The sequence below is a fragment of the Microbacterium murale genome, from assembly GCF_014635185.1.
In the GTDB taxonomy this organism is placed as follows: Bacteria; Actinomycetota; Actinomycetes; order Actinomycetales; family Microbacteriaceae; genus Microbacterium; species Microbacterium murale.
This window is the reverse complement of sequence record NZ_BMCM01000006.1, coordinates 277173-289829: the sequence shown is the minus strand read 5'-3', so window position 1 is coordinate 289829 and position 12657 is coordinate 277173. Positions and strand designations below refer to the sequence as shown.

Here is a 12657-nt window from a genome sequence, read left to right as displayed (position 1 = left end):
CGAAGAGCTACTACGATCGACCCAACAAACAATCGTTGCGACGACCGGTTGAATACGGCCAGTTCCGAAGTCGGAAGTTCCTGCGTGCGCTGTCCCGTCATCGACTGGTCGGATCAATGGGACGGGTGGCGTCATGCGGCGACAACGCCGCAATGGAGTCGTTCTTCGCCCTGTTGCAGAAGAACGTCCTCGACCGTCGCTCCTGGACCACCCGCGAGCAGCTGCGCATCGCGATCGCGACCTGGATCGAACGGACCTATCACCGGCGACGCCGACAGGCCGCCCTGGGACGTTTGACGCCCATCGAATTCGAGACCATCATGAACACGACCGTCGCACTAGCGGCGTGACTAGAACTGTCACCTATTCGTGCAGCAGTCCCAAATACCTGGTCAGGGCTAGTTGTGTCGAGACGGGTCTAACGTATCCAGACACTGACGACACTCGAATTCATAGCGTGAGGTCGCGGGATCAAGCCATGCTCCTGCTATCTCCGACGAAGTGGCGTTGGCTTGCCGAAGATGTGGGCAGCTCTGGTCATGTCCACGATCCTGTTCCGCGCCGAGTCCAAGTGTCCGAAAAGTGTCCGGTGCGTCCCGAGATGGCCGATTCTAGCGAGCGTGACGGCCGTTGGCGTGCGTGGTCGGTTGCGCCTCGGCGGGACGGAGATTCCTGGAAACACGCGCATGTCAGGCAAGAGTAGGGCAGCGTGCGTCCTCGGTAGTGCAGTGCATCAGGCCACGTTCACCACCCTGCTAAGGTGGAGACCTCGCAAGGGGTCCAGGGGTTCAAATCCCCTCGTCTCCGCCACTGAATCCCTGATCAGAGGCGTAATGCCCTGCCGGCTATTTGTGCCAACGGCGCATTCGGCGGGGCCGCCGCTCGGCTCCAGGCTCAGCGCGATTCGGCGAGGCTGAGGAACTCCGCCGTGAGGCCCGAGACCTTCTCTGAGTGGGCGTAGGCGGCGCTCACCGTCCAGATCGCATCGCGCTGCTCCAGACTCAGGATGCGAAGATCTGCGGCGATGTCCTTGCGCGAGACCGATTGCGGCACGATCGCGATGCCGAGTCCCCGGTTGATCATGTCGACGAGAGCATGGATGTCGCTGACGGTGAAGGCCACTCGGCGTGGGATCTTCTTCTTCGCGAAGATCTCGTCTGTGACGACCCTGATGGCCCAGGAGTCATCGAGGTCGATGAAGGTGCGATCGTGCAGGTCGTCCCAGGTGACCGACTTCTGAGACGCGAGCGGATGCTCGGGCGGAGCCAGCAGTACGAGCGGCTCCGCAGCGAGAGTCGCGTGGTCCAGTCCCGTCAGGCGAAGCCGCGGGTCCGTCGTCTCGGGGGTCCCTGCGACGAACGCCAGGTCGATCTCACCATCGCGCATCCTTCGGAGCAGATCGCCACTGCCCGCCTGAGTGAAGGTGATCTCGACTTCACGGTGCCGGCGATGGAATCGCTCCACCAGCTCCGGCACGTTCACGGATCCGAGGCATTGCTCGGCGCCCACGCGCAGAGCACCGGCGAACCTTCCGATCGTCGCGGCGACCGCGTCGCGGCCGGCATTGGCCTCAGCGAGGAGATTTCGCGCGTGCGGGAACAGCGCGTGGCCGGCCGCAGTGAGCTCGACTCGACGCGTCGTGCGGGTGAACAGCTTCGTGTCCAGGTCGTCTTCGAGGCTCTTGATGGCTGCCGACAGACCGGATTGCGAGACCCGTGTGATCTCCGCTGCTCGCGTGAACTGATTCTCCTCGGCGAGAGCGACGAAGTACTCCATCTGCCTCAGATCCATCCTCGACTCCCTCGACATTCATGAGCTGTGCTTGTGAGATCAACAATATTCTTCTGTTGGACAGATAACAATGTGAACCGTAGCTTGGAGATCGCACGCACCATCGACCAGACCTAGGAGCTCGCCGCATGAGCACAGCACAGAACTCAGCCGCCTATCGCCCGCTCGGCCGCAGTGGCGCCGTCGTGTTCGAACACGCGCTCGGCACGATGACCTTCGGTGCCGAAGCAGACGAGGCGACCTCTCACGCCATCATCGACGCGTACATCGAAGGCGGCGGCAACTTCATCGACACCGCCGACGTCTACAGCGCCGGTAGCAGTGAGGAGATCATCGGGCGATGGCTCACGGCACATCCGGCCGAAGCCGCCCAGCTCGTCATCGCCACCAAGGGCCGGTTCCCGATGGGCGAAGGGCCGAACGATCTCGGCACGTCCAGGCGCCACCTGCGCACGGCGTTGGACAACTCCCTGCGACGCCTCGGCGTCGAGCACATCGACCTGTACCAGATGCATGCGTGGGATGCGATCACACCTCTCGACGAGACGGTGCGCTTCCTCGATGACGCGATCACACAGGGGAAGATCGGGTACTACGGATTCTCGAACTTCACCGGATGGCAGCTCACCAAGGCGACATCGCTCGCCGAGCGGCACGGCTGGAACCTGCCGATCACGCTGCAGCCGCAGTACAGCCTCCTCGTCCGCGGCATCGAGCACGAGGTCGTCCCTGCGGCGCTCGACGCCGGCATCGGCCTGCTGCCATGGTCGCCGCTCGGCGGCGGTTGGCTCAGCGGCAAGTACCGGCGTGACGTGGCACCGACCGGAACCACGCGCCTCGGCGAGAACCCGGACCGCGGCATGGAGGCGTGGGAGAAGCGAAACGCCGACCCGCGCACCTGGCAGATCATCGACACGCTGACCGGTATCGCCGAGGCGCATGAGGCGTCGCCTTCGCAGGTCGCGCTCGCATGGCTTGCCGCGCAGCCGGCGGTGACCTCCGTGATCCTCGGCGCGCGTTCGGTCGAGCAGCTCCGCGACAACATGGGCGCGACGGCTCTGACGCTGGACGCGACGGAGATCGAGAGCCTGACCGCGGTGAGCACGCCGCGTACGGATGACTACCCGTACGGTGCACCCGGCGTCGCGCAGCGTCACCGCAAGATCGGTGGAGGTAGATGAGCGCGATGACGATCGCCGTCACGGGCGGCTCGGGCAAGCTCGGTCGAACCGTCGTCCGGGTGCTGCGTGAGGCAGGCAACGTCGTGGTCAACCTCGATCGCTCGGGCGATCGTGGCCCAGGCTTCATCCAGGTGGATCTGACCGACTACGGGCAGACCGTCGACGCCCTGATGGGCGCCGACGAGCATCCGCAGACGTTCGACGCTGTCGTGCACCTGGCGGCCATTCCGGCGCCGGGGCTGCATCCTGATGCCGCCACGTTCCACAACAACATGACCGTCACGTACAACGTGTTCCGTGCGGCGATTCGTGCAGGAGTGCGGACGATCGTGACCGCATCGAGTGAGACCGTCCTGGGGCTTCCGTTCGATGTCCCGCCCCCGTACATCCCGGTCGACGAGGACGTCACGCGTCCGGAGTCCAACTACTCCCTCTCGAAGCACCTTGAGGAGCAGTTGGCGATCCAGCTCGTGCGCTGGCATCCGGATCTGTCCATCCAGGCGCTGCGATTCTCCAATGTGATGGAACCGGCCGACTATGCCGAGTTCCCCTCCTACGACTCCGATCCGCTACTGCGCAAGTGGAATCTGTGGGGCTACATCGACGCGCGCGACGGAGCGCAGGCGGTGCTCAAGGCGATCACGCGTGGACAGCGCGAACCGGGATTCGAGCGCTACATCATCGCCGCCGCGGACACCGTGATGACCCGCACCAACACCGAGCTGGTCGGCGAGGTCTTTCCCGGCGTGGAGATCCACGGAGAACTCGGCATCAACGACACCCTGCTCTCCATCGAGAAGGCCCGCTCGCTGCTGGGCTTCGAACCGGAGTACTCCTGGCGCAGACAATAGGACTCTGACATAGCTGTCGCCCCCCTTGACAGCGCTGGAGAACGTGCGTATCGAGGGGGACATGACTGCGAACCCCGAGGCCCTCGACCGGATCGACCGCTGGTGGCGCGCGGCGAATTACCTGAGCGTCGGGCAGATCTATCTGCAGGACGACGCGCTGCTCGCACGACCGTTGAGCGCCGACGACGTGAAGCCGCGTCTACTGGGCCACTTCGGAACCGTGCCTGGGATCAACCTCGTCTACGCGCACCTGAACCGCGTCATCGTCGAGCGCGATGAGCCGGTGCTCTTCATCGCCGGGCCGGGCCATGGTGGTCCGGCGATGAATGCGAACGCCTGGCTCGACGGCACCTACTCGGAGCTCTACGACGACGTGCCGCAGGATGCCGCAGGCATGCGGAGCCTCTTCCAGCAGTTCTCATACCCCGGCGGCGTGCCGAGCCACACCGCTCCCGAGACTCCGGGTTCCATCCAGGAGGGCGGCGAGCTCGGCTACTCGCTCGCGCACGCATTCGGCGCCGCGCTCGACGATCCCGCCCTCACGGTCGTGTGCGTGGTCGGAGACGGCGAAGCGGAGACCGGACCGCTGGCCACGGCATGGCACGGCAACAAGTTCCTCGATCCGCGGCGCGACGGCATGGTGCTGCCGATCCTGCACCTCAACGGCTGGAAGATCGCGAACCCCACGCTCCTCGCGCGCATCCCGGAGCCGGAACTGGCGGCGCTCATGACCGGATACGGATACGACCCGATCTTCGTCACCATCACCGCGACCGAGCCATCGACCGACGCGCACGCGCGATTCGCCGAGGCCTTGGACCGTGCTTTCGACGGCATCGAACGCGTGCGCGCTGCCGCCGCCGACGGCGGCGAGCGCGTTCCGTGGCCGATGATCGTGCTCCGCTCACCCAAGGGATGGACCGGCCCCGAAGAGGTCGACGGCAAACCTGTCGAAGGCACATGGCGCTCCCACCAGGTTCCCCTCAGCGACGTGCGCGGAGACGACTCACACCGGCGGATGCTGGAGGACTGGCTGCGCTCGTATCGACCCGCGGAGCTGTTCGACGACGCCGGATCACCGCACGACTCCACATCCGGCTGGGGCCCTGAGGGCGTGCGGCGAATGAGCGCGATCCCGCAGGCCAACGGCATCCGTCGGCCGCTCGACATCCCGGGGCTCGACGCGCGCGCCGTCGCCGTCGACTCTCCCGGTGGCTCGGATGCGGGTGCGATGGAAGTGCTCGGAGGCTGGTTCGCCGACGTCATCGCCCGAAACCCCGAGACGTTCCGCATCTTCAGCCCGGATGAACTCGAGTCGAACCGTCTGGCTCCTGCCGTTTTCGAGGCGACCGAGAAGCAGTGGAACGCCGGCGTCGAACCGGTGGACGAGCATCTCGCGCCGCACGGACGCGTGATGGAGGTGCTGAGCGAGCATCTGTGCCAGGGCTGGCTCGAGGGGTACACGCTCACCGGTCGGCACGGGGTCTTCACCTCGTACGAGGCGTTCATCCACATCGTCGACTCGATGTTCAATCAGCACGCGAAGTGGCTGGAGGCATCTGCGGGCGTCGCGTGGCGCGAGCCGCTGCCCGCGTTCACGTATCTGCTGTCGAGTCATGTGTGGCAGCAGGATCACAACGGCTTCACCCATCAGGATCCCGGGTTCATCGATCATGTGCTGAACAAGAGCGTCGACATCGTGCGCGTGTATCTGCCGTTCGATGCCAACACGCTGCTGGTCACGATGTCGCAGTGCCTCGACGCCACCGACCGCATCAACGTCGTCGTCGCCGGCAAGAAACCGGCCCCGCAATGGCTGAGCATCGACGATGCTCGCGAGCACGTGCAGCGGGGGCTGGGAGAGCTGGCGTGGGCCGGCACCGTGCAAGAGGGCGAGAGTCCCGATGTCGTGCTGGCCGCCGCCGGCGACGTGCCCACGCAGGAGGTCATCGCCGCCGCGGAGCTGCTGCGCGACAGCATCCCTGACCTGAAGATCCGCGTCGTGAATGTCGTCGATCTCGCCACACTGCAGACGTCTGAACAGCATCCGGCAGGGCTCGATGATGCCGCCTTCGATGCCCTCTTCACGACCGATCGCCCCGTCGTCTTCGCCTATCACGGCTACGCCTCACTGATCCATCGCCTCGCGTACAAGCGCCGCGGACACGACAACCTGCACGTGCACGGCTACAAGGAGCGCGGCACCACCACGACCCCGTTCGACATGCTGATGCTCAACGACATCGACCGCTACGGACTCGCGATCGACGCGATCGACCGCGTGCCGGGACTTGCCGAGAAAGTGGCGGATGTCCGTGCCGGGTTCGTGACAGCGCGCGAGGACGCACGCCGCCACACCCGCGAGCACGGCGTCGACATCCCCGCGATCGCGGACTGGACCTTCACGAGTGAAACGCAGAGAGAAGCGAGAGAAGCGAGAGGAGCCTGACAATGGCCATGCAACTGAACGAAGCAGCCCTGACGCACGCCCGCGGTTTGCTGCGCCGTGGCGAATTCACCGACGACGAGCGCGACGACTGGAGCGAGCACGCCCCGACGACCGACCAGGAGAACGACTTCATCGAGAAGAACGGACTCGCCGAATTCGCGAAGTGGCATCTCGGCGAGGACACCGACATGGGGGAGGACACGAAGGGTCGCTACCACTTTCCATATGGCGACTTCAGCAAGCTGCACCGGTGCGCGGTCATCTCGGGAGAGAGTCGTGCGGGGCAGTACAAGCACGACTCCGTCGAGAAGGCTCTCAAAGACCTTCTCGACGGGATCGACCGCAAGGCCGGACGCGACGAGTGACCCTCCTCCCACGCGGGAGTCAAGGCCCTGGCACCCCGCACGGTTCCCCGGGCAAGGTGTATTGACCAACGGAAGGAATCCATGATGTCTGATGCGAAAGACCCACGCGAAGAACAGCAGCTGACCGATGTGCCTCTCGAAGAGACGAGGGAGGACGACTCCGGCTTCGAGCCGATCACACCTGACGGCGTCGACGAAGGCACACCCGCAGTGGCGGATCCCAAGGATTCTCAGAACCCACCGCCTCGCCGTCTTTGACCGGCGGATACGGTCAGGGGTTCAGTACGACCTTGATGCAACCGTCCTCCTTGCGCTGGAAGGTTGCGTAGAGATCCGGTGCCTCGTCGAGCGAGGCGTGGTGCGTCGCGAGGTCCATTACGCCCAGTGGATCGGCAGGATCCTCGACGAGCGGAAGCAGATCGTCGATCCAGCGCTTCACATTGCACTGCCCCATGCGCAGACTCAGCTGCTTGTCGAACATCGTCTTCATCGGCAGGATGTCGGCGTCGCCAGCGTAGACGCCACTGAGCGACACTGTGCCGCCTCGGCGCACGAGATCGATCGACGCGTACAGCGCCGCGAGCCGATCCACCCCCGCTTTGTCGAGCATGGGCCTGGCGACCGCATCCGGCAGCAGACCTACTGCCTGCTGCATCAGACCGATTCCGGCGGAACCGTGCGCCTCCAGCCCGACGGCATCGACGACCGAATCGGCGCCGCGCCCGTCGGTGAGGTCGCGGAGTTCATCGACCACCGTGTCTGTCAGGTCGTACGTCAGCACACCGTGCCGCTCGGCCATCTCGCGACGTTCCGGCACCGGATCGACCGCGAGCACACGATATCCGCGGTGGATGCCGATGCGGGAGACGAACTGGCCGACCGGGCCGAGCCCCATGATCGCGAGCGTGCCGCCTTCGGGCACATGCGCGTATTCGACGCCCTGCCACGCGGTGGGAAGGATGTCGCTCAGGTAGAGGTATCGATCGTCGGGGAGGTCCGCCCCGACGCGGATGTGGTTGTAGTCGGCGAGCGGCACGCGAAGGTATTCCGCCTGCCCGCCGGGAACCTGGCCGTACAGCTTCGTGTAGCCGAACAGCGCGGCACCGCTGCCGTATTCGCGGACCTGCGTCGTCTCGCACTGCGACTGCAGACCATGACGGCACATGAAGCAGTGCCCGCAGGCGATGTTGAACGGGATCACGACGCGGTCGCCGACAGCAAGCTCCGCCACATCCGATCCGATCTCCACGACCGTGCCCATCGGCTCATGGCCGAGGATGTCTCCGCGGTCGATGAACGGTCCCAACAACTCGTAAAGGTGAAGGTCGGAGCCGCAGATGGCCGACGAGGTCACCCTGATGACGGCATCCGTCGGCTGTTCGATGACCGGGTCGGCGACCTCTTCCACTGTGACGTTGCGCTTGCCCTGCCAGGTGAGTGCCTTCATGTCATCCTCCCTCTCTCGTCCCGCGACATTCGCAGACGAGCCGGCCTACGCCAAACGGGTTGACAAGAGGGTGAAGTTGTCGGAGCCGGCACCATCGCGCTGTCAAGGGCCTCGATGACGGGCGTGAACCGTCTTAGCGTGGCGGCGGATCAGAAACCGAGAACGACGTCGCACCGGGAGGTAGGGAATTGTCGCATCTGGATGTTGTCACCAGGGACAAACAGGGCCAATGGGTCAACGAGGTTGAGGGAGCCAACGAGCTCTCCCTCAGCTTCAGCAGCCGAGAAGAGGCCGTCGCCGCGGGCCTCGACTTCGCCAGGCAGCACGGGTCTCGGCATACCGTCGAGGAGGCGACGCCGAGCGGCGTGATCACAGACGGCGGCGGGCCGGATGACGGTGTGGCCGTCGTCGGCGACCGGCCCGCGCGTTCGGACGGACTGCCCGAGACGACCGACGAGGACGGCATGCCGCTGGATAACCCGTCAGGGTGACGGCGACCGGAGACTATTCGTTCGGTTCGGTCATCTCTTCGACGAGGACGATACCGCCCGTCGAACTCACGGAGTTCATGAGGTCTTCGATCCAGCGGCCGTTGAGTGCAGGCGGCTCCGGTTCCTCGAACACGAAGCGCAGGGGTATCGAGGGGTGCAGCCAGATCGTGGAGCGACCGACGGGTTCGCCGTCGGGATGCCGCCAGGACAGGGTGAAGCTCTCGTGTCGGCGGAGCCGTGTGGCGATGACGACCTTCAGATGCGCGAGGGCCCGATCCTCGATGTGGATCGGCGTTCCGGTGCTGTTGTAGTAAAGAGTGCCCATGACAGAACGGTAGACCTCGAGTCTCAAAGTCAGAAGCACCTGATCACCTCCCGGCGACTGGACCGTCCGGCGATGTCAACCCCCGATGGCGAAGCGGCTCGTCGGGATGAAACTGCACAGACGAGTGACGAGCGAGGAGGAGAACGATCATGTCCGAATCTCAGCGAGGCAACGCAGCGCTCCGGTGGACAGACGATGCCGAGGCACGCGATGAGCGCTGAGCGCGGACCGCATCGCGCGATCGTCACAGGGTCGGACTCGGGCATCGGCCGTGCGACAGCGGTCGCACTCGCCGCCGCCGGCCATGACGTCGCTGTCACCTGGCACACCGACCGGGAAGGCGCCGAGCAGACCGCGGCCGAGGTGCGCAGTCACGGCTCCAGGGCCGTCGTCGCCCAGCTCGATGTGACGGACATTCCGGGTTGCGGCGACATCATCGACGCGATCATCGAAGAACTCGGCGGCCTCGAGGTCTTCGTCAACAACTCGGGCATCGGCACGCACACTCCGTTCCTCGACCTCTCACTCGAGGAATGGAACCGCGTCTTCGACACCGATCTGACCGGCGCATTCATATGCCTGCAGCGCGCTGCGCGCTCAATGGTCGCCGCAGGCCGAGGGGCAGGCTCATCGCGGTGACCAGCGTGCACGCGCATCAGCCCATGGTCGGCTACAGCGCATACGACGCTGCCAAGCACGGTCTCAACGGGCTCATGAAGAACCTGGCACTCGAGCTCGGCGTTCACGGGATCAGCGCGGTGAGCGTCGCGCCGGGAGCGATCGCGACGGCCGCTTCCGGTCAGGCGGACGTCGACCCGAGGCAGATCGATCAACCTGGCATTCCTCTTGGACGCCCGGGAGACGCCCGCGAGGTCGCGGCGCTCATCGCGTTCCTGGCCTCACCGGAGGCCGGGTACATCTCCGGCACGACACTGGTCATCGACGGGGGCATGCTCCAGATGGGGCCGCAGGCCGGAGCCGCCGTCACCTCGCACGACTGGCGAACGGTCTGAGCCGCCCGCGCCCGGCATGCACTGCGATCGACGCGCCCCGCGATGTCAACCCCTGGCCGTCATCGCCTGCGAAGTCCAGACTGAGGGTCCACGTCGAGAAGAGGAGCCGTCATGCTCGTGAATGGTGATCCGGAACCGGACAGAGCAGTGGGCAGACGCCGATGTCATCCGGCGTGACCCGTGAACGGTTCGAGACGCTGAGGAGCGCCTTCCAGTCCGCCCGCCTGCTGCTGGCTGCCAAAGCTGCCCTTGCGGTCGGGATCGCCTGGGCCATCGCACCGCATATGCCCGGTGTGACGGACGAATATCCGTACTATGCCCCGCTCGGTGCCCTGCTGAGCATGTATCCGACGTTGATGGAGTCCGCCAAGTCGGGATTGCAGACCCTGCTCGGGCTCGCCGTCGGCATCGGACTCGCGCTCGTCGTGGTCGTGACGGTCGGACCGAACTGGTGGACGATACCGCTCGTCGCCGGGATCGGCGTGCTGCTGTCGGGCACGGGCTGGTTCGGCGTAGGGCAGGAGTACGTGCCGATCGCCGCGCTGTTCGTGCTGATCATCGGCGGCCAGAACTCAGACGATTACTCGCTGGGATACCTCACCCAGATGGCGGTCGGAGTGGCGGTCGGCCTCGCGGTCAACCTGCTCATCGCCCCTCGCATTCTCACCGGTGTCGCCGCAGCCCGCGTGGCCGCTTTTCGCAGACAGCTCGCCAGGCACCTGCACGACATCGGCGAGGCGGTGTCGGAATCGTGGCCGCCGGAACGCGACGCATGGGTGAGGGATGCCGCGGCCCTGGCCGACACGTCGCGGGAGGTGCGGCGGGCGCTGGTCGAGGCCGACACGAGCCGTAAGGGAAACCCGAGGGCTATGCGCGGTCGGCATGGCACCTCCGATGTGCACGATCGGCTGGAGGTGCTCGAGCTGATCGCCGTGCGCACCCGCGACATCTCGGAAACGCTCGCCGACGCGATCTGGGAAAGGCCGGGAGGACTGGGTCTTGATGCGGACCTGGCAGACCCGCTGAGCGAAGCATGTCAGCGAGTCGCCGACTGCATCGAACAGGATGACGATGACAGCGCCGAAGCGCATCGATCGCGCGAAGGCGCAGCGAGGGCGGTTCGTCTCCTGCTCGAAGAGGTGAACAGGATCGCCGTCAACTCAGGGCAGGCGATCGGCCCGGGAGTCGTCATCGGCATGCATCTGCGGCGGATACTGCTGCTGTTGCGCTCGCGCGATGAGCAGCAGGGGCGAGAGCGCGCACCCAGGGGCGATGTCGACACCTGAACACGGCGTTCGAAGCAGCATCCGTCATGCGCTACGGTCAGCGTATGGGTTCGATTCAGTACGGCGGGTCAGCGGATCCGATTCACGTAGAGGACCGCGCGCTGGCGCACCTCAAGGTCGTCATCGCGACGAAGCTCCGTCGCCAGGAATCGTTCACCATGTCGTGGAAGCACGCCGACGGCGACGCCGTCGGGCGCTCCACGATCTGGGTTCACCCGTCGATCCCTCTGCGCTTCGTGTTCGACGAGCCGGAGGCCGGACCGCTGAACGCGCGATGGATCGAAGAGCTCATGCACACCGCGAATTCGACGGGTGGCATCTCCCTGATCGATGAGGTGCTCGAGACACAGGAGTGACTCGGGCTGTGCGCAGACGCGGTGTCAAGGGGCATGGTGCCGCGGCGGCGAAGCACGAGAGTGTGGGGATGACCACGCGCTCAACGGCCTTCATCCTCCGACGGATCTTCCGCGCGTTCTTGGCCGACGGCTGTGCCGACGTCGCGGCGAGCCTCGCCTTCTACGCGATCCTCGCGCTGCTTCCGGCCACGATGGTGGGGTTCTCGGTCCTCAGCGTGCTCGGGCGCGATGACGAGACGGCGCAGATTCTCGTCGATGTCACGCGTGCGATCGCGCCGGAGGAAGCAGCGAGCGGGCTCAGCGACTTCCTCGGAGAACTCGCCGACCTGCGTATGTCCGGCCTTCTGCTCGTCTTCGGAGTGCTGCTGTCGATCTGGTCGGTGTCGCGCTACGTCGGCGTGCTCGGGCGCGGAATGAACCGGATCTACGGCGTCGAAGAGGGGCGGCGTCTCTGGACGCTCGTGCCGATCCAGCTCGTCATCGCCGTGGTCACCATCGTCTGTGCCGTGATCGCGGTCCTGCTGATCGTGGGTTCCGGGCCGGTCGCGCACGCCGTGGGGAACGCGCTGGGGCTCGGGGAGAGCGTGCTGTTCGTCTGGCGCGTCGTGAGATGGCCACTGCTCGTCGTGCTCGTCGTGTTCGTCGTCGCGTTCCTCTATTACTTCAGCCCGAACATCCGGCCGCCGCGGTTCCGCTTGATCAGCCTCGGCGCGGCGGTGGCGATCGCCGTGCTCGCAGTCGCCTCTGCCGGCTTCGGCCTCTACGTGGCCAACTTCGCGAACTACGAACGTGTCTACGGTTCGTTCGCCGCAGTCATCGTCTTCGCGCTGTGGATGTGGATCGCGAACATGGCCTTGCTGGTCGGAGTGGAGTTCGACACGGAACTGGAGCGCATCCGCGAGCTTCGTCGGGGCGTGCCCGCTGAGACCCAGGTGCAGCTGCCGCTGCGGGACGCCAGCCGGATCGCCGTGGTGGTGCGCAAGGACAGGGCCGATGTGGCGGAGGCTCGTCGGATACGGGTGGAAGAGGCGCACGACGATCAGACCCCATGAACGCCGCACCGTTGTCAAGGGCTGTGAGAGCGCCCAGGGCGGCCTCTAGA

The 12657-nt window shown here is 65.6% G+C and carries 13 protein-coding genes and 1 pseudogene; 11 read left to right on the top strand and 3 right to left on the bottom strand.

Annotated features, from left to right (window positions below; genetic code table 11):
* Nucleotides 1-350: integrase core domain-containing protein (locus IEV67_RS17310; protein WP_188437947.1), on the top strand; the 350-nt coding region annotated here is incomplete at its 5' end.
* A gap of 544 nt (nucleotides 351-894) precedes the next feature.
* Here IEV67_RS17310 and IEV67_RS17305 read toward each other — a convergent pair.
* On the bottom strand, nucleotides 895-1791 hold the full coding sequence (locus tag IEV67_RS17305) for a LysR family transcriptional regulator (RefSeq protein ID WP_188437946.1): 897 nt from the start codon (nucleotides 1789-1791) through the stop codon (nucleotides 895-897).
* A gap of 128 nt (nucleotides 1792-1919) precedes the next feature.
* Between IEV67_RS17305 and IEV67_RS17300 the strand changes: the two genes are divergently transcribed.
* The 5 genes from IEV67_RS17300 (at nucleotide 1920) to IEV67_RS17280 (ending at nucleotide 6895) form a co-directional block, all read left to right on the top strand.
* Nucleotides 1920-2972, top strand: coding sequence for an aldo/keto reductase (locus IEV67_RS17300; RefSeq protein WP_188437945.1), 1053 nt, complete (start codon nucleotides 1920-1922; stop codon nucleotides 2970-2972).
* Nucleotides 2973-2977: 5 nt separating this feature from the next.
* Nucleotides 2978-3823 carry an NAD-dependent epimerase/dehydratase family protein gene (locus IEV67_RS17295; RefSeq protein ID WP_188437978.1) on the top strand — a complete coding sequence of 282 codons (846 nt, stop codon included), beginning with the start codon at nucleotides 2978-2980 and terminating at the stop codon, nucleotides 3821-3823.
* A gap of 61 nt (nucleotides 3824-3884) precedes the next feature.
* Complete coding sequence (locus IEV67_RS17290) at nucleotides 3885-6272, top strand: phosphoketolase family protein (protein ID WP_188437944.1); 2388 nt, start codon at nucleotides 3885-3887, stop codon at nucleotides 6270-6272.
* A 2-nt stretch (nucleotides 6273-6274) separates the two neighbouring features.
* Nucleotides 6275-6637 (top strand): hypothetical protein, encoded by a 363-nt coding sequence (locus IEV67_RS17285; protein ID WP_188437943.1) that lies wholly within the window; start codon nucleotides 6275-6277, stop codon nucleotides 6635-6637.
* An 84-nt stretch (nucleotides 6638-6721) separates the two neighbouring features.
* The gene (locus IEV67_RS17280; protein WP_188437942.1) at nucleotides 6722-6895 is read left to right on the top strand and encodes a hypothetical protein; all 174 of its coding nucleotides are present in this window, start codon (nucleotides 6722-6724) and stop codon (nucleotides 6893-6895) included.
* Between the two features lie 13 nt (nucleotides 6896-6908).
* On the opposite strand, the gene IEV67_RS17275 is transcribed toward IEV67_RS17280, so the two are convergent.
* Nucleotides 6909-8084, bottom strand: coding sequence for a zinc-dependent alcohol dehydrogenase (locus IEV67_RS17275; RefSeq protein WP_188437941.1), 1176 nt, complete (start codon nucleotides 8082-8084; stop codon nucleotides 6909-6911).
* A 188-nt stretch (nucleotides 8085-8272) separates the two neighbouring features.
* Here IEV67_RS17275 and IEV67_RS17270 point away from each other — a divergent pair, with 188 nt between their 5' ends.
* Nucleotides 8273-8575, top strand: coding sequence for a DUF2188 domain-containing protein (locus IEV67_RS17270; protein WP_188437940.1), 303 nt, complete (start codon nucleotides 8273-8275; stop codon nucleotides 8573-8575).
* A gap of 13 nt (nucleotides 8576-8588) precedes the next feature.
* Here IEV67_RS17270 and IEV67_RS17265 read toward each other — a convergent pair whose 3' ends face one another.
* A complete protein-coding gene (locus tag IEV67_RS17265; RefSeq protein ID WP_188437939.1) occupies nucleotides 8589-8900 on the bottom strand; it encodes a DUF7882 family protein in 312 nt (103 codons plus the stop codon).
* Between the two features lie 195 nt (nucleotides 8901-9095).
* Here IEV67_RS17265 and IEV67_RS17260 point away from each other — a divergent pair.
* The 4 genes and pseudogenes from IEV67_RS17260 (at nucleotide 9096) to IEV67_RS17245 (ending at nucleotide 12607) form a co-directional block, all read left to right on the top strand.
* Nucleotides 9096-9913 (top strand): annotated as a pseudogene (locus IEV67_RS17260) (SDR family oxidoreductase).
* 161 nt (nucleotides 9914-10074) lie between these two features.
* Nucleotides 10075-11199 (top strand): FUSC family protein, encoded by a 1125-nt coding sequence (locus tag IEV67_RS17255; protein WP_188437938.1) that lies wholly within the window; start codon nucleotides 10075-10077, stop codon nucleotides 11197-11199.
* A gap of 44 nt (nucleotides 11200-11243) precedes the next feature.
* A complete protein-coding gene (locus IEV67_RS17250; RefSeq protein ID WP_188437937.1) occupies nucleotides 11244-11555 on the top strand; it encodes a DUF7882 family protein in 312 nt (103 codons plus the stop codon).
* 68 nt (nucleotides 11556-11623) lie between these two features.
* The gene (locus tag IEV67_RS17245) at nucleotides 11624-12607 is read left to right on the top strand and encodes a YihY/virulence factor BrkB family protein (protein WP_188437936.1); all 984 of its coding nucleotides are present in this window, start codon (nucleotides 11624-11626) and stop codon (nucleotides 12605-12607) included.
* Nucleotides 12608-12657: the final 50 nt, after the last annotated feature.